Genomic DNA, 20,434 nt, shown 5'->3' on the forward strand with positions numbered 1-20,434 from the left:
TACCAGATTGCCCGGGGCCTGGTGGCGGTTCATCCCCCTTTGACGATAGTCCACGGTGAGTACCCACCGTGGCCCTGTGGAGATTCCGCCATGGTGCCGATCCTGTGGGCATGGCTCCTACCCCGCAGGTGGGCGCTGGTTCGCCGCACCTCTATACGGACGACCAGTTGCACGCCCGCGCTTGCATCGTTTGCAGTCGCACCGACGGCGTGCTCCTCCGTGACGGTTACGTCTCCATCGAGGTCCGCCCCGGCGAACCCCTTGCGTGGGTCGTCGTCGCCTGCCCCGAACACCAGGGGAGCCCGTCGTGACGCCCCTGACGGTCGCCCCCGACGCGACGTGGCTGATGAGCGCCTACGACGAGTACCCGCCCAGGTCCTCGGTGGTCCTCCTCGCGGCCGGCTACGCGTGGGAGGCGGTCCGGACCCCGCAGGACCTCGGACTCGCCACGGCCGAGCGGCTCCTCGCCGACCGGGACGACCGCACGCTCCTCGGCCCGGTCCTGCAGTCCCGCCGCTCCGAATGCCTGTACTGGCTCATCCGGCCCGGCTCCACAGCCGACTACCCCGACGGCTGCCAGCACCTCGGCGTCGGCAACTGGATCGCCGCACCCTGCGACCGCGCCCTGCACCCCGACACCGTCCGCTGGCTGCACCTCCCCGAGCCCGGCATCCTCACCTCAGCCGCATGGCTCGCCGCCGCACTCCACGACACCCGACACCCGACAGCCGGGAGGGACCAGATGACGCACTCCGACGACGCAGCCCTCATCGAAGCCGCCCAGGCGCCCATACTGCCGCTCGACGCGCACCGGCCCGAGAAGGTCAGCCCGCTCCTGTGGGCGGAGTACGTGGAGATCATGTCCGCCGCGCCCTACGGGAAGGTCACACCCGCCGGCGCGGCACGACTGGAAGTCATCTACTCCCAGGCGCCCGAAATCCTCGCCGCCGGACGCGACCTGGACTTCACGCCGAGGCGCTTCAGATGACCGACCCAATGCCGGCCAGGCGCAACAGCAAGCTCCCCGCGGCACTGACTGCCCCTCAAGCCCCGGAGAAGCTCCGGGATGCCGTCGACGACCTCCGGGGAGCCTGGGTCGCCGTTCAGGACCTCAACGGCGACGTAGACGCCACCCTGCAGACCGCCGTCGTCTGCACCGGCACCACCTGGGCCGAGGCCACCACGGCGGCATCCACTGCATCACCCAGCAGCAGCCCAGGGCCTAGCAGCCGGCCTCGTCGACGAGCGCCCGAAGACCCCCGCGCCCGCTGCGGGGGTCTTCGTGCGCCTCAAACGATTTGTGTCATCGACAAAGTGCAACGCCTGACCGACCTGAAGCGTCTTTACTGTCATGACCGCATCGACATCGACCGAGGGGGGCTCCATGAGCAAGCAGGACACGAGCTGGGACTGAACCGTACGATCCGGGCGCCCGTCATCCTCGGGAGGGCGGGCGCCACCGATGAAGCCGACATCGGCACATCGGTCCACCCGGGAGCGCCTGCTCGTCAGGGAGGCCCGGACGCCACCACCGACCGTCACTTCACCTGGGTGTAGTAGATCGGATAGTCCACGCTCAGATACCCGTCAACGCTCTGGCCCTTGCTCCCCAGCAGGTCCAACCCCTCCATGGGCAGCGGCACGATCTGCACCAGCCCCTCGGGGGCGTTGGCCGCGAGGGTGAGCCTGACGTTCAGGTGCTCCCAGTACCCGGGCGTCACCTTGAACGTGACGCCGGAGGTCGCCTCGTAGTCCTGGAAGGCGCCGTTGTAGGCCATCTTCTCCCAGCGGTGCGTCACCGGGCTCTGCAGGCTGACCGTGAAACCCCTGGCCGCCCGGTTGACCGTACCGTTCGCGGCAGTCCCGACGGCCAGCCCGTCGAGCACCGGGTACGCATTGTCCTTCGAGGTCTGGCGGTACCAGATCACCATGGTGATGGTGGTGCCGCGGTTGACCTTGGCGGGGATGCCGTGGACACCGATCTGCAGGGCCCCCACCGGTGAATACCCTGCAGCCTGCGCGGTGCCGACACCGCCGGGCAGCAGGGCGAGCAGTCCAACTCCAGCAGCCAGGACGGCAGTACGACGGAAGCGCGTTTTCAAGGTGTCCCCCACGATAATGCTGATCACAGGAGTCGCATAGTAACGTACGGCACCCGTTGAGCTCCTCGGCAACGGTCACCGGCCGCGATGCGGCCATCGATCGCGCCAGAACTCCATGGCGGCATACCAGTTGGCTCACCCTGGCAGGATCTCGCCGTACCCTCGTGCGATCATGTCTCGCGCGGCACTCGTACACATGGGGAGCGGAAGAGGGCCGGGTCGGCGCCCTCGCGGACCACTGGGGGACCAGCAACATGAACACCACGTACAGGGCGCTGAGTGCGGTTGCACTGCTCAGCGCCGTGACATTGGGAACGGGCGCCTGCAGCGGCGGTGCCGCCAAGCCGACCGCCGTGGCACCCGCAGCCACCGCCACTGCGAGCACCACCCCGACCGCACCCCCCGTCCCCTCGGGTCCGCTGGGCCCACTCAGCGGCAGCCAGATAGCCGGCAAGGCCACGGCGGGCCTCCTCGCCGCCTCCTCGGTTCACGTCACCGGCCTCGCCGCGGACGCCGCCGAGGACAACATGCAGATGTCGATCGATCTGCGGGTACTCCCCGGCAAGGGCTGCACAGGGACGTTCTCCACCCTCGGCAGCAACGTCCCTGAACGGCTCCTGGTCATCGGCAGCACGGTGTGGGTACTCCCGAGCACCGCCTTCTGGCAGTCGACGCCCTCGCTCAGGAGTCTCGAAGGCAAGTACCTCCAGAACCCGAATCCGAGCACAGGTGAAGCCGCCGTCTCCATCGCGTGCGACCTCCGCGCGGAGCTGAACAACTGGCAGTCCACGGCCGCCATCACCAAGGGCGCCGCCACCACCCTGGACGGCCAGAAGGTCGTTCCGCTGACCAACACGAACGGCACGGTCGACGTCACGGACACGGCCGCACCCCGAATCGTGCAGATCGCCCTGAGCAACGACAACGGGAGCACGATGACGTTCAGCGGCTACGACGCGACACCGGCGGTCCTGACCGCACCCCCGGCAAGCGAGACCATGAGCTTCCCCATCTGACGAATCGACCGGCCCGCGCCCGAGGGGGTGCCGGCGGAGGACGGCTCCTCGAACGTCGACCCGCTGGTAGGTTCCCCCGGTGAGCGAGCAACTGCCCGACGGCGGCACCGTACTGTCACCCGCCGAGATCGAAGCCCTCGACACCAGGTGGTCATCCTGCTGGAACCCCGGCGACGTCGCACGCCGCCTGGACGGGCTGGACGCGCCCTGGTGCGTGGCCGGCGGCTGGGCGCTGGATCTGTTCCGTGGCGCGCAGACGCGCGAGCACGGGGACATCGAGGTCGCGATCCCCGCCGCGAGCTTCGCTGAGGTGCGCAACCGCTTTCCCGGATACGTCTTCGACGGAGCAGGCAGCGGCCGGATCTGGGAGGACGCCACACCCGAGGTGCTGGCCGCTGTACACCAGACCTGGCTGCGCGATCCGGCCACCGGCAACTACCTGCTGGACGTCTTCCGCGAACCGCACGACGGCGACACCTGGATCTGCAGACGCGATGACACGATCCGGCTTCCCTACGGCGACATCATCCACCACGACCGCGACGGCATCCCGTACCTGGCGCCCGAACTGGTCCTGCTGTTCAAGGCCAAGCACGCCCGGCGAAAGGACCGGGCAGACTTCGAAGCCACCGTCCCGCACATGACCCCGGCTCAGCGCGCCACCCTGACCGAGCTGCTGGCCCGCGTGCACCCAGGCCATCCTTGGCTCGCGGAGCTGTAGCCCCCGCCTCGGACAGCACGCAGTGACCGAACCTCGCGGGCAGCCGCCGTCGGGCTCAGGCTGCGGCGCGTTCGGCGAGGGGGCGGCGGCGCATGGTTGTGTCCCTTACCGGTTCGACCGAGCACCTGGAGCGGCACGGGAGTCGGCCGCACGAGGAACCCCAGGATCCAGACCCGGCTCCAGATCAACCCCGCTAGTCTGACCTGCATGGTTGAGACCACGACGAGTCTGAGCATCGGACAGGTCGCCGAACGCACCGGCTTGAGCGTGCACGCGCTGCGCTTCTACGAGCGCGAGGGACTCTTCGTCAATGCCGTCCAACGCGGGCCCGGCGGACGCCGCGTCTACAGCCAGGACGACGTCGACTGGCTGACCGTCTGCATCATTCTCCGCGCCTCGGGCATGCCCCTCCCCGCGCTCGGCCGGTACGCCGACCTCGTCAGAGCGGGCGCCGGCAACGAGGAGGAACGCCTCGCACTCATGCGTGAGCACCAGGCACAGGTCACCGCCCAGATCGGCAGGCTCAACGAGTCCCTGGACCTGATCCGGTTCAAGGTCGGCGTGTACGAGGACCTGGTCGACCAGGGCGACGCCGCCGCCCATCAGTGCCACGCCCCGTCCCCCTCGGCCGGTGAGGAACCCGCGCCGGACCTCCGCCACGAGGCAGTGGTCGGATAACCGGCACCGGTTGCGGACGGGCGGTGCTCAGCGCGGCCAGAAGTGTTCCCCCGCTGGTGAACGGGCATGCCGTACTCCCGACAGGTGCACCTTTTCTCCTCAGAAGTCACACAAGGATCACCTGTTACTTCATGTTCAGGTCACCCTAGGCTGCGGAGGGCGCCCGCACGGGCCGGCCCCCAGTACTCGGCGTGGAAGACCCCATGAACTACTGCTCGACCTGCAGACGTCATCTCAACGGCGCCCTGTCCTGCCCCGGTTGCGGACGCCCCGCCGAGGAGACGCTCGGTGCGGCACCCGTCCCCCAGGACGCGGACGCACCGGCGGCCGTCTCGTACCGGAGCACCTCGACGGAGTCCCGGGCGCCACGGGCTGCCAACCGGGCCCACCTGCGCCGGAAGGCACAGCGGAGCCGGGCCCGGCGGCGGGTGCTGGCGCTGACCGGAGCCGCCTGCGTAGCCGTGGCCGGCGTCTGCGCGCTCGTCCTCGACTCCGGGCCCGCCACCGCGACCGTGCAGGTCACCGTCGCGGGAAGCACCACGGACACCCCCATCGCCACGGGCGTCGGCTCGGCTTCGGCGGGGGCCTCCGCCGCCGACACCCCCGCTGCCCCCTCGGCGACGGCTCCGCACTCGGCGCACCCCAGTGCCTCTCTCTCCAAGCCCCGGGCGAGCAGCACGCCCACCACGCCCGCGCCCAGCTCCTCGGCGGCCCAGGGCACGGCCCACCCGCCCGTCGCCACACCCTCCGCCACGCCGTCGGCGACCGCCAGCCCGACGACTGCCGCGCCGACGCCCGGCCCGTCGCCCTCCACCTCGTCGACCTGCAAGGCCACCTTCCTGTGGTGGTGCACGAGTTGACGTCGCGTACGGACCTGGCATCGGCCGGTCCGGGCTGCGCCGGATCCGGGCTGCGCCGGATCCGGGCTGTAGTGAAGGAGAGTCGACAGATGAACAGCCACACACCCGGGGCCGAGGGCTCCGGATTCCGCCTCGGCGCCTATCTCGCGCGCATCGGTTGCCCGGGACCGGTCGGCGCCGACCTCGACACCCTGCGCCGCCTGCACCGGGCCCAGGTCATGACGATCCCGTTCGAGAACCTCGACCCGGTGCACGGGGTCGTGCCGTCCCTGGACCTCGACGACCTCCAGCGGAAGCTCGTCGACGTCCGGCGCGGCGGCTACTGCTTCGAACAGAACCTGCTGCTGGCCGCCGCCCTCCGGGCAACCGGTCTGACGCTCCGGTACCTCACCGGCCGGGTCGTCATCGGCACCGACCGGCCCGCGACCCGCCCCCGCACCCATATGGCCCTGCTGGTGGACGTGCCCGGCCGACCCGCCCGCTACCTGGCCGACGTCGGCTTCGGCGCGGTCGGTGCGCTCACCCAGCCCATTCCGCTCGTCCCGGACACGGAACACTGGGCCGACGACCGCGGCCACCGGCTGCTGCGCGCCGACGACGACCGGGCCGAGGGGTCGGCGATCTGGACCCTGCAGACCCACGGCCCCGAGGGCTGGACCTCCCAGTACGCCTTCACCACCGAACCGGCCGAGCTCCCCGACATCGCCGTCGCCAACTGGTACGTCGCCACCTATCCCAACTCCCCCTTCCGTACCCGCATCCACGTTCAGCGCACCAGCCCGGACACCCACCTGTCGCTCATCGGCACGGAGCTGACCGTGACCCGGACGAAGGGCGCCACCGACACGCGCACCCTCACCGACCAGGAGATCCGGTCCTACCTGGTGACGGAGATCGGGCTCCCGGCCGACGAGCTCCCCGCCCCTTCGTGACCGGGACCCGGCGCGGCGAAAACTCGTGGCCGAACCGGGTCCGGGCTGCTTGGATCGCTGCATGAGCAACCACGGTGCGAAGCAGATCGGGATCCTGCTGTTTCCCGACGTCGAAGAGCTGGACGCGATCGGCCCCTGGGAGGTGCTCTCCTCCTGGACCCGGAACTTCCCCGAGGACGGGTGGCAGGTGTTCTGCTTCTCCGCCGACGGGAAGCCGGTGACCTGCGCCAAGGGGCTGGTCGTCGGCGCGCACCACTCCATGGCGGATCTGCCGGCGCTGGACGTCCTGCTGCACCCCGGCGGGCAGGGAACCCGGCCGCAACTCGTCGACGAGCAGCACCTGGACTGGGTGCGCGGCCAGAGCCGGTCCGTGCCGCTGATGACGAGCGTCTGCACCGGCTCGCTGGTCTACGCCGCGGCCGGTCTGCTGACCGGCCGCCCGGCCACCACCCACTGGGCCTCGCTGGACCGGCTCAAGGAGCTCGATCCGACGATCGACGTCAGGGCCGACGACCGCTTCGTCGACGACGGCGACGTGATCACCTCCGCCGGGGTGTCGGCCGGCATCGACATGGCGCTGCACCTGGTCTCCCGGCTGGCGTCACCGGAGCGCGCGCGCCAGGTGCGCCGCGGCATCCAGTACGACCCGCAGCCGCCGGTGTGAGTCCGCGCCGAACGGTGCTCCCCCGACAGCTGCGGCGGCGGGAGCGCATCAGCGGCCCGCGCTGCTCGCTTTGCCGCCCTGCGCGGGGTCGGGGCTGCAGAGCCAGCCGTTGACGGCGAAGCGGCTGTCCGCGTGCCGCCTGCTCGGGCAGTTGACCGGCCGCACCTCGTGCCAGGCGGTGGGTCGGAAGAAGACGATGCTGTCGTGCTCGGGCTGCCAGTCCCGCCAACTGCGCTCCTCCCATCGGCCGGCGGTCGCGGTGTGCAGCGGCAGGGCGACGTCGAACACCCGCAGCTCGCCCCCGTAGAACGGCCGCGGCGTCCGATGCAGGTAGTAGACGAAGGTGAGCAGCCGCCGGGGTGAGAACTCGGTGGTGGTGTCCTGGTGCGCCCGGTAGTAGTCGCCGTCGTTGTGCACATTGAGGCTGTAGTCGGGCTCGGTGTCCTGGCAGGCGACTCCGAGGGTGTGCTCGACCGCGGGCAGTACCTCCTCGATGGCCGCCAGCAGTTCGGGCGCGGCGAAGTCCTGGCGGGAACGGGACCGGCGGAGGTCGAGGTCGAGCTCCCGGTCCCGGATCAGGGACGGCTTCAGGGTGTCGTCGGTGGAGGCGACGGCCCGCTCCAGCAGCGCGCCGGAGGTCCGCTCGCCCAGGAACTGGGTGATCCGGCAGACCGTCACCGGCAGCCGCCAGATCGCGTCGGTGCTCACGGCGCCGGGCCCGGCCACGGCATCGGCCCCGGTGTCGGTGTCGGCTCCGGCTCCGGCTCCGGCTCCGGCCGAGGGATCAGGCCCGGCCGGGCGATCACGCCCGGTCAGAGTGTCAGGTCCGGTCACGCTGTCCTGCCTTCCGGTCGGTGCCGGGTGTTCCAGCCGACCCCGACCCCGACCCCGACCCCGACCCCGGCCTCCGCTGCTCGCAACCGCTCCACCTCGGCGGAGAGTTCCTCCACCCGGCGGTACAGGGCCTGGACGGACACCAGGGCGACGCCGAGGCCGTCGACCACGGAGATCCTGGTGTCGTCCTGGTTGAAGCCGAAGGCGGCCTGCCAGTCCTGGGCCATCGGCCCGAGGTGGCGCACGTCCTCGGGCTCCCAGAGGTAGCGCCAGGTGCTGATGGGCAGCGCGGCCACGGTCTCCAGGACCGCGTGGCCGTTGACCGGGCCGACCGGTGCCACGCTGCCGTTCGCCGGCTGCTGGGACGGCAGCCCCGCCCGGGGCCGCCTGTGGAAGATCCGCACGGCTACCGGCTCCAGTCCACCGGGACGACGTCCTGCTTGAGCGTCCGGTCGCTGCAGACGGCGCAGGGGGCGCCCGGGACGCCGGGGCCCTCGTCGGTGCCGATGGTGATCGCCCCGTGGGCCCCGGCGGGCGCGTGCACGCCGTCGCCGATCATCGCGGCGTCGTAGCCGCCCAGCAGCTCCTGGAGGGTTCCCGGGCCCAGGTCCTCCGGAGCGGAGAGCGCGGCGATGCCGTCGTCGTCGGTGTAGGCCGTCCCCAGCGTCCGGCCGCCGGAGGTGGCGAAGACGATCTTCGCGCCACGGATGGGCTCGCCGGTCACCGCGTCGACCGCCATCGCGTTGATGTTCTCCAGCTGCATCTGGGTCACGTTCAGCGTGGCCTGGCTGGCCGTCAGCCTGGTCGGCATCAGGGCGGGGCAGCTCGTCCCGCCGCACGAGGCGTCCGAGGCGGTGGCTGCGGACGCCGGGGCGCCACCTCCCAGTCCCAGTGCCGCCACCGCCACCGCCATCACCGAAACGGCGATACGACCCGAAGTCCGCATGTCCAACTCCCAACTGCCGAGCATGAATTCCGTCCGCTGTGACGGCACGGCCGAGAGTATTGGCACCCGCCCGGCGACAGTTCGTGAAGGTTCTGCATATGCCGGTGCCAATGGCGCACGGCACACCGACCGCTCGACCCGGTCCGCACTCCCCCGACCTGCGACGCATTCGGCGGCAGCAGTTCGGCGCCCATGGGCCGACACGCCCACCATCGGCCCATTGCGGTTCACTCGAAAGAAGGGCTCCCCGACACCCGGTCCGGTGCTCTGTACGAACCTGAACTCCGGCCCCGGGAAGCACTGGTGGAGGGCAGCAGGCCCCGGTCCCGACACCCGTCCCGGTAGGCTGTCGAAAGTCGATCACCTGGGGGTGGATGCCGGTGGCCAAGCGCCGCAGCAGGAAGAACGAACCCACCGGATGCGTACTGGTGGTCGTGGCGTTCGTCATCGTCGCGGTTCTGGGCCGGGCGTTCGAGGCGCAGCAGCGCGCCCACCCGCTGTACGGGCAGTTGGAGCTGCTGGCGGCGGTGCTGGTGGCGGTCGGCGTGGGCGTCGGCTGGTGGCAGCGGCGGAAGCGGAACCGGGCCGCCGCCGCGCAGGAGCACCGGCTCCGGGTCGCCCGATCCACCGAGATCGCGCCGTACCGGCAGATGAACGCAAAGGAGTTCGAACGGGCGCTGGGGTTCCTGTGCGAGCGCGACGGCTGCACCCGGGTGCGGGTCGTCGGCGGCGGCGGGGACCTCGGCGCGGACGTGCTCGCGGTCGCCCCGGACGGCCGACTGATCGTGCTGCAGGCCAAGCGCTACGCGCCGACGACCAAGGTGTCCGGTCCCGACCTGCAGAAGTTCGGCGGGACCTGCTTCGCCGTCCATCAGGCCCAGGTCGCGGCGGTCGTCACCACGTCCGTCTACACCAAGCAGGCCCGGGAGTACGCCCAGCTCATGGGCATCCGACTGTTCGACGGGGACGCGCTGGCGGGCTGGGCCTCCCGGACCGGCCCCGCGCCCTGGCACTGAGCGGGAGCCGGGGCAGGGCCGGGCACGCGACCGGCCGGGCCCGCGCTACGCGTCGACGTCCTCGGCGAAGCGGTGCCAGTAGGCCGCGTTCTCGCTCGTCCGCCTGACCAGGCGCGGAGGCTCCGGCGGGCTCGGCCAGAACTGCAGCAGGTACCGGTCGAGCGCGGGTTCTCCGTCGAGCCTGGTGTCCTTCGCGCGCGCCGCGTCCATCCCGGCGGCGCAGTAGCGGACCCGGTAGTCGGCCACCGGCAGGTCGAGCTCCCAGCACCGCTCGGCCGCCCACTGCATCAGTGTCGAACCCGTGGTGACCGGCCTGAAGGAGACCTCGACGACCTCCTCCCACCCGCCGTCGCCGGCGATCTCGGGGCGCTCCTCGTGCACTTCTACGGCGAAGGACACGTCGCCCGTGTGCAGGCCGGTGATCAGGAACAGCGAGCCCGCCTCGGCGGCTCCGCACAGTCCGATCCCCTGGCCGCGAAACGCCTCGTGCAGATCGGGATACGCGCCCTCCTCGCTCACCACGTAGAGCTGTCCGTAGTGGACGAACACCTCACCGCCGACCGGCTTCCGCATCGCGCCGCTCCCCTCCGAGCCACCTGCCGACGACCCGACGTCCCCGGCCCTGCGCGACCGAGCCTGCCATCGACCACTGACAGTCGGCCGGCCGGCGGCCTCGACGAACCGGCCCAAACCGCCCTGACGACCCATCAAACCCCGCTTGGTAACGATCGGATGACAATCGGATTATTTGCCTCAGTCTTGACCTTCTCGGACCCGTCGATCAATAGGATGCGGCCGAATAGTTGCGTGGTTGGGAATTCAGGCGGGGTGCGGTCCATCGACCCCCCGCACAAAGGGGATCCGTATGCTTCGGGGTATAACCCGCTTCTCCGCGGTGCTGCTCGCGGCCGGTCTGGCCGCAGCAGGCACCGCCACTATTGCCGCGGCGGCTCCGTCCGGCGGCACCGATGTCGCCACGCTGGGCAACTTCATCGACTACGGGCGGGTGGCGATCTCCGGCCCGCAGGGCAACGAGCAGGTCGACGGCGGCACCGTAGCGCTGAACTTCGGCGGCAAGTCGCTCTCGGTCTACTGCATCGACCTGTACCACGGGACCCAGAACGGCGTGCAGTACACGGAGACGGACTGGAACAAGTCCACGCTCTCCGGCAACCCGAACGCGGGCAAGATCCAGTGGATCCTGAACAACTCCTTCCCTGACCTGACGGTCAGCCAGCTGGAGTCCGCCACGGGCATCTCGGGCCTCAACGCGAACAGCGCCGCAGCCGGCACCCAGGCCGCCATCTGGCACTACTCCGACAATGTCACCGCCACCCCGGCGAACGGCAAGGCGGCGACGCTGACCACCTGGCTGGAGACGCACGCGTCCTCCGCCTCCGAGCCGACGCCGTCGCTGCAGCTCTCGCCCGCCAGCGTGGCCGGCAAGAGCGGCGAGAAGATCGGCCCGGTGACCGTCACCACCAGTGCCAACAACGTTGGCCTGCAGCTCACCGCGCCGTCCGGGGTGACCGTGGTGGACAGCAAGGGCCAGCCGGCCAGCACCGCGTCCAACGGTGAGCAGCTCTTCTTCGACGTCCCGGCGGGAACTGCCGCCGGCAGTGCCCAGCTGACCGCCTCCACCACCACCACGGTGCCGGTGGGCCGCGCCTTCGCCGCCGTCGACGGCACCAGCCAGACCATGATCCTGGCCGGCAGCTCCCCGGTCTCGGTCAGCGCGGTGGCCTCCGCCCAGTGGGCGCCGATGGGCGTCATCCCGGCGGCCAACGCCACCGCCAGCTGCGGCAAGGGCGGGGTCGAGGTGACCCTGACCAACGCGGGCGACCAGCCGTGGACCACCACGGTCGGCGGCCAGAGCGTCACCGTCCAGGGCGGTGCCAGCACCACGGTGCTGGTCAAGGTCGCCGAGGGCGCCGCCTACGACATCACCGTGACCGGCCCGAACGGCTTCAGCAAGGAGTTCAAGGGCGCGCTGGAGTGCAAGCCGACCAAGCCGGGCGGCCCCTCCGCCTCGGCGTCGGCCTCCGCCGCGCCTTCGACCTCCGCGTCGGCGTCCTCCTCGGCCTCCCCGGCCGCGGGCGGCGGCAACCTCGCCTCGACCGGTAGCAGCTCCGCGACCCCGATCATCGGCGGCGTGGGCGTGGCGCTGATCCTCATCGGCGGCGGCACGGTGTTCTTCCTCCGCAAGCGCGGCCGGAACGCCTGATTCGGCACGATGATCGCTGACTGAGCTCGTCCCGCCGGCCCGTGGCCCTCTCTGGAGGGTCACGGGCCGGCGGCGTTTCCGGGGGCCTCTCCGGGGGCCTCTCCTGGGGCGGCGACAACGGACAAGTATTCGAACTACTATTCGACCATGAGCACTGCGCGCCCCCTCGCCTCCGTCACCCTGCCCGACGGCCAGACGGTGCGGGCCGTCGTCCTCGACCGGCGGCAGGAGGTGGACGGCTCCTACTGGTACACCCTCGAACTCGTGCTCATCTCGAAGGTGGATCGGTTCGGACAGCCCCGTGCGGAGCCCCAGCCGGTGATCTGGCAGGCGCCCTACCCGGTGGTGCAGCCGATCGCGGGCGAGGACTACAGCACCGTCACCGTGCGGATCGCGCCGACCGCCGTACAGGTCTGGCTGGTCGAGGAACGCCACTCGGCGACCGGGACCGTCCACGTGCTGCACCGCCCCAACTGCGCCCAGCCCACCGGCCGCAGCGAGCGCGTCGGGCTGGAGGACGCGGCGGCGCTGCTCGGCCACGACGACGCGGTCCCGTGCACCGTCTGCCGACCGGACGCGGGGCTGCGCGGACTGATCTGAGCCGGGCGCGGCCACCCGGGGAGCGGGCCGGTCCCGCCCCGGGTGGCGCGGCTCCGCTGGCCGACTGCGGCGGCAGGGATCACCGTGGAGGCATGACCACGATCGATCCGCACCTGCAGCGCCTCTCCGTCGCCGCCGCCCGGGCGGGCGAGTCCGGGGGCGACGTCATCCGCTGCGTCGCCCAGGGCGTCGTCTGGCAGGGCCGCCTCGTCGGCCCGACGGTCTGGGCCAACGCCACCGCCGCCACACCGACCGAGGGCGACGTCCTCGGCGACCTGGACCCCACCGCCGAGGCCTCCGGCTACCTGCACCTCGGCACCGCCTCGTTCCTCACCGGCGACACCTGGCACCGCGCGCACGGGGTCCGGATCGCCCTGGACTCGGTCAGCGCCTGGTGGCGCCATCTGGAGGAGGCCTGAGCGGACGCGGCCGAGCACACCGGCCCGAGCACATCTGGCCCGAGCGGACAGGGCCCGAGGCGGAACCCGCTGCTGAGGGCGACCGGCCGAGGAAGGGACCGGCCCCCGTCTGCCGGGGCGGTCCCTTCCGCCTGCGCCGTGCCTGCGGACGCCGCTCGGCGGCCCGGTTGCGCAGTCATGACAGTAGGACCCGCCACTGACAATCCCCGCTCCCCCTGCGGTCGGCAGTGACAGCGGCGCCCACTTCCCGCCCGTCGGTGGGGAGTTCGAGGAGCTCGACGCTGCGGCGGAAAACCGGTCCGCGACGCGGAGCCGACCGTGCTAGCGTTCGATCAATCTTCAGGGGGGTAAACCGGCGTGACCAAGCTCAACCAGATCATCGCGGTGGAGAAGGGTGTCAAGGCGAAGTCCTTCGCCGACCTCACCCAGGCGCACCACGACGTGCAGAAGACCGCGCTGCTCGCCGGCATCGCGCGGACGTACCAGCCGAAGGACGAGGAGGGCGAGCAGTTCCCGCCCGAGTCGACCCGGGTGCAGGTCAAGGCCGAGGACGTGCTGCGCTCCACCGGAGCGACGCTGACCCGGCTGTTCGACGTCACCGCGACGAAGGACTGGGCCAACTGCACCGCGAAGGCCGATGTCACCATCGACGGCGCGGTCGTCGTCAAGGGCGCCCCGGTCAGCTACCTGCTGTTCCTGGAGAAGCAACTGGTAGACCTGCACACCTTCGTGAAGAAGCTGCCGGTGCTGGACGCCTCCGAGGCCTGGTCGCGCGACGAGTCCACCGACTCCTGGCGGACCGAGCCGACCAGGACGATCCGCACCCGCAAGGTGATGCGGAACCACGTGAAGGCCGAGGCCACCGAGAAGCACCCGGCCCAGGTCGAGGTGTACACCGAGGACATCGCCGTCGGCTACTGGACGACGGTCAAGTTCTCCGGAGCGCTTCCCGCCAAGCGCGTCAACGACCTGCTGGAGCGCGTGGAGAAGCTCCAGACGGCCGTCAAGTACGCGCGCGAGGAGGCCAACGGCGCCGAGGTCGTCGACCAGCGGGTCGGCGACAAGGTGTTCGGCTACCTCTTCGGGTAGCCCCACAGTCCCCCCGTCCTCGGGCGGGGTGCGCCAGGAGCGCAAGCTGAAACTGAAGCTTGTCGTGACCGACGCGGTCCAGTGGAGGTTCGAATCCTCCCCCCGGCACCAACAGGCCGGGGTAGCCCAAGCCGGTAGAGGCAGCCGCGATCAATCTCAGACTCTCGCTCCAGATTCAGCATTCGCCGCCGAGCGCCGGATCGCCCGGGTGCGGGCGATGATCGTCGGATGCCGGTTCAAGTCCGGCCCCGTGCTCCAGTCGTGCGCGGGTCGTCCAAAGGCAGGACACGACGGTATAAGAATGACCCGCACCTTTTAAAAGTGCCGGTGCAAGCAATTGGGTGGCATCTCAGAGGCCCGGGGGATGGATACAGCCCCCGGGTCTCGTCACGTCCGGGGTCCCGTCACATCCGCAGCGGCGGCGCGTCAGGCGGCGACGCCGGCCGGACAGGCCGTCGCCCCCTCGCGGGGCGACTCCTCGCGGGCGGCGCGCCACAGCGCCCGCACGGTCACGCTCCAGCGGTGCTCGGCGATGGCGGAGGCCATCAGCGGGTGCGTCTCGACCTCGCGCTGAGCCTGCCGCTGGGCGTTGCGCAGCCGCCGGTACTCGGCCTGCCGGGGCAGCGGCCAGTGGACGACCGGCTGGTCGGGCCCGGCCAGCACGAAAGCGCGTGTCGCCGCCTCGCACGCCCACACCTGACGCTGGGCCTGTACGAGCTCACTAGGAAACCAGGAAGCTGCCACGGGAAGCATCCTCGCAGCCGCCACTGACAGATCGCCGAGGACTGCATGAACGTCTCGTGAGGATCGGTTGGCAGGGCTCCGGCGCTGCTGATTAACTGGGACTTCGAACGCCATTCCAACCGCGGTGCCCACTGCCCGTGCCCACTGCCCTGCCTACCGAGGAGCGCCTCTGACCGCCGGTCCCGGCCGCCGTCCGGCGCGGCCCCGCGAGGAGGTGTTCGCCGTGGCCATGGCCGCCATCGCCGAGCGGGGCCTCGCCGCGCTGACCATGGCCGAGCTGGGCCGCCAGGTCGGGATGAGCGGCGGCCACCTGCTCTACTACTTCGGCAGCAAGGACCAGCTGCTGCTGGAGACCCTGCGCTGGAGCGAGGCCCAGCTCGGCGAGCGCCGCCGCGCCGCCCTGGCCGAGCCGGTCCCCGCCGCCCGGCGGCTGGCCGCGTACATCGACCTCTACCTGCCCACCGGGGCCGGCGATCCGCGCTGGACGCTGTGGATCGAGGTGTGGGGCCGCTCCCTCGGCGACGAGCGGATGCGGGTCGGCCAGGCCGAGCTGGAGGCGGCCTGGCGCGGCGAGCTGGCGCCGCTGCTGCGCGCCGGCATCGCGGCCGGCGAGTTCCGCGCCGTGGACCCCGAGCGGTTCGCGATGCGACTGGGGGCGATGCTGGACGGCTTCGGCACGCCGCTGGTGATCGGCCTTCCGGGCATCACCCGGGATCTTGCGCTGGAACACATCGGTGACTATCTGGACGAGGTGCTTCACCTGCACGGATAAGGCGATGCGACGATATGTCTATTGCGTGGACGGGCGGCCTGCGACTCGCATAGCATCGGCGGCCTCCCGCCATTCCTGTGCGGGCCGAAACGGTGGAGTTCCCGGTGCCCTGTCCGTCCTGTTCGTCCGCGTACCTGGACCTCTACGGTCGATGCCCGTCCTGTGGGTTTGTCGGCGTACCACCAATGCCGGTGGCGATGGGGCAGGCCCCCAAAGCCCCGCTCGGGCTCTCGATCGCCAGCCAGATCCTGCTGGCCGTCCAGATATTCGCGGGCGTGCTGGGCATCGTCAGCAGCGTGCTGACCTACAGCTACATCGGGTCCGACAGTGTCGGCCCCAACCCCGGCACCGTGGTCGGCGCGTTCGCCACCGTCCTCAACTTCCCGGTCTTCATCGCCACCGTGATCGTCTTCGTCATCTGGTTCCACCGGGTCCGCAGCAACGTGGAGATCCTCGCCCCGCAGCAGGGACGCCACTACAGCCGGGGCTGGGCCATCGGCAGCTGGTTCACCCCGGTCGGCTGGTTCTGGATCCCCCGCAGCGTGGCCCTCGACGTCCACCGGGGCAGCCAGCCGCTCGTGCACGCGGCCGGGCAGCCCGGCGTCAGCCGCCGGGTGCTGAACAGCTGGTGGATCCTCTGGTGCGCGTTCTGGGGATTCGCCGTGTTCGTCGGGATCATGACCGTCTCCTTCGGTAACCAGCTCGACAGCGACGGCGTCCGGGTCGCCGAGAGCGACAACCAGCTCCGGGTGCTCCAGGGCCTGGCCGTCGCGGAGACCCTGTTCAGGATCGCGGCGGCGGTGGCACTGCTGCTGCTGGTGCGTCAGATCACCAGCATGCAGCAGCTGCGCATCCTCCAGGGGCCGGGCGAGGGACACCCGTACGCCGTCCCGCTGCCGCAGCAGATGCTCGCGCCGATGCCCCTGGCCACCGCACCGCAGTACCCGGCGGCACAGTACCCGGCACCGCAGTACGCCGCGCCGCAGTACGCCGGACAGCCCTACCCCGGACAGCCGTACCCCGGGCAGCCCTATCCCGGACAGCAGCCCGTGCCCCAGGCCCAGCCGCTGCAGCAGCCGCCGCTTCCGGCTCAGCCGATGCTGCCCCAGCAGCCCGGCTACGTCGCCGCGCAGCCCTACCAGGCGACGGTGCCGGCGACACCCGCCCCCGAACCGGAGCCGACCGAGGTCGCGCCGACCGACGCCGCGCCGGTGGACGCGAAGCCCGTGGACGCGACGCCCGTGGACGCGACGCCGGGCACGCCCGACGCGCCGGAGACGGCCGTCTGACGGCGGTTCAGTCCTCCCAGACCGCCGCCGCCGTCCGGTCCGCCGCGTAGCCCTTCGCCCGGACCTGGACGTGGCGGAGGAAGTCCACCATCCCCGGCGGGTGCGGATGCGACCAGTGGTCGGCCAGGAAGTCGGACACCGCCGGTTCCTCGCGCAGCGGCTGTGCCAGGCCGTCGCTGCAGAGCAGCAGCACGTCGCCGGGCTCCGGCACGACCACCCGGAACCGGAAGCGGTCGTCGTCCCGCCGCCCGGGCCCGGCGGAGGCCCCCTCCGCCGGCCGCTCCACCGGGGCCAGCCTCCGGCCCGCGTAGGCGTCGTACCAGGCGTCGTCCCCGAGCAGCAGCAGCCCGCCGGGGCCGACGCCGAAACCGGCCCGCAGCCGACTGGTCGGGTCCAGCGGGGCGATCAGCGCATGCAGAGCTCCACCCGGACCGGCGCCGTCCGGCTGGATCCGGCACAGCCGGACGGTGGCCCTGGCCATCAGCCGCTGCAACCCGTAGCGCAGACCCTCCTGCGCGCCCATCCGCAGGTCGCCGAGCAGCTCGGCACGGCTGCGTCCGACCGCTGCGGCGAGCTGGCGGCAGGCGTCCTCGGCCACCCCCGGGTCGTCGCCGTGCCCCGGTGACGCCAGGGCGACCAGCAGCAGCGCGTCGCTGCCCTCGCCGAAACGCACCGTCAGCAGCCGGTCCCCGCGCACGTCGCCCCGGTAGCGGGCCGAGTCGCCGCGCACCGAGGCGGCCCGCAGCGTCATCGTCCCGTAGCGCGCGCCGTCCAGGACGGTGTCGGGAGCGAGCGCGGACAGCTGCTCCGGGTCACCGGCGGGGAGGGCCGTCGGCTCGGGGTCGTAGATCGGGGGCCGCTCACCGATGTGCGGCAGCGGCACGGTGGGCGCGGACTCCACCGGCGGGACCGGCTGCGCGGACGGCGCGGACGGCGCGGACGCGGGCACGGGCGGCACCACGACCCTCGGGTCCGGCACGGACGACGCAGTCGGCGGAGTGGGCGGAGTCGGCGGAGTCGGCACGGACGGCACGGGTGCCGGTGGTGAGGCGGACGGGCTGGGTGAGGCCGGTGACGGCACGCGCGGCGGGCGCACGGGCAGCGGCGGCAGTGCCGGCGGCCTCGGCACCCGTGACACCGTCGGCATCGTGGGCGGCCTCGGCACCGTCGGCGGGCGCGGCAGATCCGGTACCGCGTCCTCGATCAGCGTCGGCGGCCCGGAGCTGACGACTGCCCCGGACGTGTCCGGCCCGGAGCCGTCCCCGTCGGAGCCGTCCCCGTCCGCCCCCTGCCGGTCCTCCCGGCTCTCCAGGCTCTCCCGGTCCTCGCGCGGGACGCGCTCCTCGCGCGGGACGCGGTCCCGCACGCCCCCGTCCCAGGTGTCGGCGCGCCCCGCCTCCGACGCCCGGCCCGCGCCCCCGCGCCGGCCCCGCCGAAGACCCCGCTCACCGCGTCGAACCAGTCGTCGACCGTACCGGTCCCCGAGTCGGCCCGTGGCATGTCAGGGACCTCGTCCCTGGGGCCGACGTACACCTCGTCCCACCACGAACCGTCCGCACCACCCTGACTGCTCACCGATTCTCCCCCTCAACGTCACGTCGATTGCCCCGGACCGGAATCGACGCTCATTCTCCATCGCCCCTACCCAATCTCCGGGGGAAACAGATGGATCGGCGCACGAGTGGCGCAGTCGCAGGCCAGTATCGAGTCAGTACCGGGCCAGAACCGTCTCACCGCCGGGTCGCCCCGAGCACCGCCGAGCGCACCGTCCGGCTGTCGCCCGGCCGCTCGGACAGGCATGATGACCTGGGACGACTGCACGACACGGCATGTCTTCACCGCTTCCGGGAGCCGGCCCGGGGCGCGGCGCCAGCGAGGAGATCAGGTGCTCGGCTTCTTCGGATTGGACGAAGAGGGGGAGTCCGTCTACCGAGTGCTGCTCGGACTCGGAACCGCCTCCACCAGCGACATCGGAACCCGACTGGGCCTCACCGAGATCCAGGTCGCCCGTGCCGTGCGCGGACTCGCAGAGCTGGGCCTCGCCTCGCCCGTCTCCGCCGCCCCCGGGCACTACGCGGCCGCGCCGCCGGCCATCGCCCTCAACTCGGCGCTCTCGGAGCGCCGGTACGAACTCCGCCAGGCCGAGCTGGCGGTGGAGACGCTGACCCAGGAGTACCGGCGGGACGCGGCCAGGCTCGCGCTCACCGACCTGGTCGAGGTGGTCACCGGGGCCGAGGCGGTCCGCCACCGCTTCGACCAGGTCCAGCTCGGTGCGGAGAAGGAGATGCTGGCCCTGGTCACGGATGCGCCGATAGTGGTCAGCGGGTACGAGAACGACTCCGAGCCGGTCGCGGTCGCCCGGGGGGTGACCTACAGGGTGGTGATGCAGCGCTCCGCGCTGGACGCCCCCGGCACCGGGCTGCTGGTCTCCGAAGCGCTCGGAAGGAACGAGGAGATCCGGGTCGCGGAGCACGTCCCGACGAAGCTGATGATGGCGGACCGCTCGGTCGCGATGCTGCCGCTGCGCCCGTTGGACTCCCCCGGGGAGCCCTCCGCGCTGCTGGTCCGGGCGGGCGGGCTGCTGGAGGCCATGTCCGGCCTGTTCGAGCTGGTGTGGGCGCACGCGCTGCCGATCCGGATGATCGGCGCAGAGCAGATGCGGACCGAGGAGGGCGACCAGCCGGACGGAACGGATCTGCAGATCCTCTCGCTGCTGCTGCTCGGGATGACCGATGTGAGCGTGGCCAAACAGCTCGACCTCGGCCTGCGCACGGTCCAGCGCCGGGTCAAGCGGCTGCTGGACATGGCCGGGGTGACCACCAGGATGCAGTTGGGCTGGCACGCCTACGAGCGCGGCTGGGCCGCCCGCCGCTGATACGACCGGGTGGAACGGACTGTCCGCGCGGGTCGATAGGGTAGGGCGTATGCCCGAGTCTGCCGCTGCTCCCGCCACCGCCGCCGCTTCCACTCCCGCCGACGCCGTCACCGACGGTGCAGCCCTGCCCGGCCCCGCCCAGGTGCAGCGGCTCACCGACGTGGTGACCCGGCTGCGCCGCGCGCTGCGCAGCAGTATCCGCACCGACTACCCCTGGGAGTCGTTGCCCATGGCCCAGGTGGAGCTGCTGCAGACGCTCGCCACCGGGCCGCTCCGGGTCGGCGAGCTGGCGGCCCGTCAGCGGCTGGCGCCCAACACCGTGAGCGGTCTCATCGGCAAGCTGCTGGACTCCGGTTTCGTCGACCGGCAGGCCGACCCCGGCGACCGGCGCACCGCGCGGATCGCGCTGACCCCGGCCGGCCACCGGCAGCTCGCCGACTGGCAGCGGGCCCACGAGCGGCGGATAGCGACCGCTCTCGCCATGCTCTCGGCCGAGGACAGCACCGCGATCATGGACGCCCTCGGCGGCCTGGAGCGGCTGGCCACGGCGTTGGGCACGGAGACGCCGACGGGGGCCTCCGACGAGCCCGGCGGTACGGCGGGCTGACCTCCCTCGTCCTTCGTTCCGCCTCCCCCGTCCGTCGTCCCGCCCG

At 71.7% G+C, this 20,434-nt stretch carries 23 protein-coding genes and 1 pseudogene; 17 read left to right on the forward strand and 7 right to left on the reverse strand.

Going from position 1 to position 20,434, the window contains the following annotated elements; all coding sequences use genetic code 11:
* The first annotated feature begins 307 nt into the window (after positions 1–307).
* Positions 308–988: a hypothetical protein gene (locus BS75_RS44045; protein ID WP_052069281.1), complete on the forward strand. Its 681-nt coding sequence runs from the start codon at positions 308–310 to the stop codon at positions 986–988.
* Between the two features lie 550 nt (positions 989–1,538).
* On the opposite strand, the gene BS75_RS08345 is transcribed toward BS75_RS44045, so the two are convergent.
* Positions 1,539–2,102 carry a hypothetical protein gene (locus tag BS75_RS08345; protein ID WP_197091916.1) on the reverse strand — a complete coding sequence of 188 codons (564 nt, stop codon included), beginning with the start codon at positions 2,100–2,102 and terminating at the stop codon, positions 1,539–1,541.
* A gap of 254 nt (positions 2,103–2,356) precedes the next feature.
* Between BS75_RS08345 and BS75_RS08350 the strand changes: the two genes are divergently transcribed.
* From BS75_RS08350 to BS75_RS08375, 6 genes are all read left to right on the forward strand, one after another.
* Positions 2,357–3,118 (forward strand): hypothetical protein, encoded by a 762-nt coding sequence (locus BS75_RS08350; protein ID WP_034087757.1) that lies wholly within the window; start codon positions 2,357–2,359, stop codon positions 3,116–3,118.
* Positions 3,119–3,197: 79 nt separating this feature from the next.
* Positions 3,198–3,839 carry a nucleotidyltransferase domain-containing protein gene (locus BS75_RS08355; protein ID WP_034087758.1) on the forward strand — a complete coding sequence of 214 codons (642 nt, stop codon included), beginning with the start codon at positions 3,198–3,200 and terminating at the stop codon, positions 3,837–3,839.
* A gap of 207 nt (positions 3,840–4,046) precedes the next feature.
* Positions 4,047–4,517 (forward strand): MerR family transcriptional regulator, encoded by a 471-nt coding sequence (locus BS75_RS08360; RefSeq protein WP_034087759.1) that lies wholly within the window; start codon positions 4,047–4,049, stop codon positions 4,515–4,517.
* Between the two features lie 191 nt (positions 4,518–4,708).
* Complete coding sequence (locus tag BS75_RS47945) at positions 4,709–5,377, forward strand: SCO2400 family protein (protein WP_152645809.1); 669 nt, start codon at positions 4,709–4,711, stop codon at positions 5,375–5,377.
* Positions 5,378–5,466: 89 nt separating this feature from the next.
* Positions 5,467–6,309, forward strand: coding sequence for an arylamine N-acetyltransferase family protein (locus tag BS75_RS08370; protein ID WP_034087761.1), 843 nt, complete (start codon positions 5,467–5,469; stop codon positions 6,307–6,309).
* 61 nt (positions 6,310–6,370) lie between these two features.
* Positions 6,371–6,973 carry a DJ-1/PfpI family protein gene (locus BS75_RS08375; protein ID WP_034087762.1) on the forward strand — a complete coding sequence of 201 codons (603 nt, stop codon included), beginning with the start codon at positions 6,371–6,373 and terminating at the stop codon, positions 6,971–6,973.
* A gap of 48 nt (positions 6,974–7,021) precedes the next feature.
* Here BS75_RS08375 and BS75_RS08380 read toward each other — a convergent pair whose 3' ends face one another.
* From BS75_RS08380 to BS75_RS08390, 3 genes are read right to left on the reverse strand one after another with little or no spacing between them, the layout of a single operon-like run.
* A complete protein-coding gene (locus BS75_RS08380) occupies positions 7,022–7,807 on the reverse strand; it encodes a 2OG-Fe(II) oxygenase (protein ID WP_231607714.1) in 786 nt (261 codons plus the stop codon).
* Positions 7,804–8,211 (reverse strand): tail fiber domain-containing protein, encoded by a 408-nt coding sequence (locus tag BS75_RS50090; protein WP_231607715.1) that lies wholly within the window; start codon positions 8,209–8,211, stop codon positions 7,804–7,806. Before BS75_RS50090 ends, BS75_RS08380 begins: the two co-directional genes overlap by 4 nt.
* Positions 8,212–8,213: 2 nt before the next feature.
* A complete protein-coding gene (locus tag BS75_RS08390; protein WP_231607716.1) occupies positions 8,214–8,801 on the reverse strand; it encodes an Ig-like domain-containing protein in 588 nt (195 codons plus the stop codon).
* 326 nt (positions 8,802–9,127) lie between these two features.
* Here BS75_RS08390 and BS75_RS08395 point away from each other — a divergent pair, with 326 nt between their 5' ends.
* Entirely contained in the window at positions 9,128–9,769 is a 642-nt protein-coding gene (locus BS75_RS08395) for a restriction endonuclease (protein WP_052069282.1), read from the forward strand.
* Between the two features lie 45 nt (positions 9,770–9,814).
* Here BS75_RS08395 and BS75_RS08400 read toward each other — a convergent pair whose 3' ends face one another.
* On the reverse strand, positions 9,815–10,342 hold the full coding sequence (locus BS75_RS08400) for a hypothetical protein (protein ID WP_034087763.1): 528 nt from the start codon (positions 10,340–10,342) through the stop codon (positions 9,815–9,817).
* Positions 10,343–10,634: 292 nt separating this feature from the next.
* Here BS75_RS08400 and BS75_RS08405 point away from each other — a divergent pair, with 292 nt between their 5' ends.
* From BS75_RS08405 to BS75_RS47950, 5 genes and pseudogenes are all read left to right on the forward strand, one after another.
* Positions 10,635–11,993: a Cys-Gln thioester bond-forming surface protein gene (locus tag BS75_RS08405; protein ID WP_034087764.1), complete on the forward strand. Its 1,359-nt coding sequence runs from the start codon at positions 10,635–10,637 to the stop codon at positions 11,991–11,993.
* A 147-nt stretch (positions 11,994–12,140) separates the two neighbouring features.
* A complete protein-coding gene (locus BS75_RS08410) occupies positions 12,141–12,593 on the forward strand; it encodes a DUF6233 domain-containing protein (RefSeq protein WP_034087765.1) in 453 nt (150 codons plus the stop codon).
* 92 nt (positions 12,594–12,685) lie between these two features.
* Positions 12,686–13,012: a hypothetical protein gene (locus tag BS75_RS08415; RefSeq protein ID WP_034087766.1), complete on the forward strand. Its 327-nt coding sequence runs from the start codon at positions 12,686–12,688 to the stop codon at positions 13,010–13,012.
* Between the two features lie 357 nt (positions 13,013–13,369).
* A complete protein-coding gene (locus BS75_RS08420) occupies positions 13,370–14,101 on the forward strand; it encodes a DUF7873 family protein (RefSeq protein ID WP_034087767.1) in 732 nt (243 codons plus the stop codon).
* A 22-nt stretch (positions 14,102–14,123) separates the two neighbouring features.
* A pseudogene (locus BS75_RS47950) lies at positions 14,124–14,212 on the forward strand.
* A gap of 315 nt (positions 14,213–14,527) precedes the next feature.
* Here BS75_RS47950 and BS75_RS08425 read toward each other — a convergent pair.
* On the reverse strand, positions 14,528–14,764 hold the full coding sequence (locus BS75_RS08425; RefSeq protein WP_034087768.1) for a hypothetical protein: 237 nt from the start codon (positions 14,762–14,764) through the stop codon (positions 14,528–14,530).
* A 310-nt stretch (positions 14,765–15,074) separates the two neighbouring features.
* Between BS75_RS08425 and BS75_RS08430 the strand changes: the two genes are divergently transcribed.
* On the forward strand, positions 15,075–15,617 hold the full coding sequence (locus BS75_RS08430; protein ID WP_081983236.1) for a TetR/AcrR family transcriptional regulator: 543 nt from the start codon (positions 15,075–15,077) through the stop codon (positions 15,615–15,617).
* 197 nt (positions 15,618–15,814) lie between these two features.
* Positions 15,815–16,906 carry a DUF4328 domain-containing protein gene (locus BS75_RS08435; RefSeq protein WP_160312251.1) on the forward strand — a complete coding sequence of 364 codons (1,092 nt, stop codon included), beginning with the start codon at positions 15,815–15,817 and terminating at the stop codon, positions 16,904–16,906.
* 7 nt (positions 16,907–16,913) lie between these two features.
* On the opposite strand, the gene BS75_RS08440 is transcribed toward BS75_RS08435, so the two are convergent.
* Entirely contained in the window at positions 16,914–18,272 is a 1,359-nt protein-coding gene (locus tag BS75_RS08440) for a protein phosphatase 2C domain-containing protein (RefSeq protein ID WP_081982186.1), read from the reverse strand.
* 519 nt (positions 18,273–18,791) lie between these two features.
* Here BS75_RS08440 and BS75_RS08445 point away from each other — a divergent pair.
* Both BS75_RS08445 and BS75_RS08450 read left to right on the forward strand, forming a co-directional pair.
* Positions 18,792–19,781 carry a hypothetical protein gene (locus BS75_RS08445; RefSeq protein WP_034087770.1) on the forward strand — a complete coding sequence of 330 codons (990 nt, stop codon included), beginning with the start codon at positions 18,792–18,794 and terminating at the stop codon, positions 19,779–19,781.
* A gap of 49 nt (positions 19,782–19,830) precedes the next feature.
* Complete coding sequence (locus tag BS75_RS08450; protein WP_063771473.1) at positions 19,831–20,388, forward strand: MarR family winged helix-turn-helix transcriptional regulator; 558 nt, start codon at positions 19,831–19,833, stop codon at positions 20,386–20,388.
* Positions 20,389–20,434: the final 46 nt, after the last annotated feature.

It is taken from the genome of Streptacidiphilus albus JL83, assembly GCF_000744705.1.
Classification (GTDB): Bacteria; Actinomycetota; Actinomycetes; order Streptomycetales; family Streptomycetaceae; genus Streptacidiphilus; species Streptacidiphilus albus.

What these genes read in the sequence shown, in the direction of transcription:
- BS75_RS08360 (WP_034087759.1), top strand. Translation starts at nt 4,047, where the DNA reads ATGGTTGAGACCACGACGAGTCTGAGCATCGGACAGGTCGCCGAACGC.
- BS75_RS08450 (WP_063771473.1), top strand. Translation starts at nt 19,831, where the DNA reads ATGCCCGAGTCTGCCGCTGCTCCCGCCACCGCCGCCGCTTCCACTCCC.
- BS75_RS08400 (WP_034087763.1), bottom strand. Translation starts at nt 10,342, where the DNA reads ATGCGGAAGCCGGTCGGCGGTGAGGTGTTCGTCCACTACGGACAGCTC.
- BS75_RS08375 (WP_034087762.1), top strand. Translation starts at nt 6,371, where the DNA reads ATGAGCAACCACGGTGCGAAGCAGATCGGGATCCTGCTGTTTCCCGAC.
- BS75_RS08370 (WP_034087761.1), top strand. Translation starts at nt 5,467, where the DNA reads ATGAACAGCCACACACCCGGGGCCGAGGGCTCCGGATTCCGCCTCGGC.
- BS75_RS08395 (WP_052069282.1), top strand. Translation starts at nt 9,128, where the DNA reads ATGCCGGTGGCCAAGCGCCGCAGCAGGAAGAACGAACCCACCGGATGC.
- BS75_RS08430 (WP_081983236.1), top strand. Translation starts at nt 15,075, where the DNA reads ATGGCCGCCATCGCCGAGCGGGGCCTCGCCGCGCTGACCATGGCCGAG.
- BS75_RS08415 (WP_034087766.1), top strand. Translation starts at nt 12,686, where the DNA reads ATGACCACGATCGATCCGCACCTGCAGCGCCTCTCCGTCGCCGCCGCC.
- BS75_RS08405 (WP_034087764.1), top strand. Translation starts at nt 10,635, where the DNA reads ATGCTTCGGGGTATAACCCGCTTCTCCGCGGTGCTGCTCGCGGCCGGT.
- BS75_RS08435 (WP_160312251.1), top strand. Translation starts at nt 15,815, where the DNA reads ATGGGGCAGGCCCCCAAAGCCCCGCTCGGGCTCTCGATCGCCAGCCAG.
- BS75_RS08410 (WP_034087765.1), top strand. Translation starts at nt 12,141, where the DNA reads ATGAGCACTGCGCGCCCCCTCGCCTCCGTCACCCTGCCCGACGGCCAG.
- BS75_RS08350 (WP_034087757.1), top strand. Translation starts at nt 2,357, where the DNA reads ATGAACACCACGTACAGGGCGCTGAGTGCGGTTGCACTGCTCAGCGCC.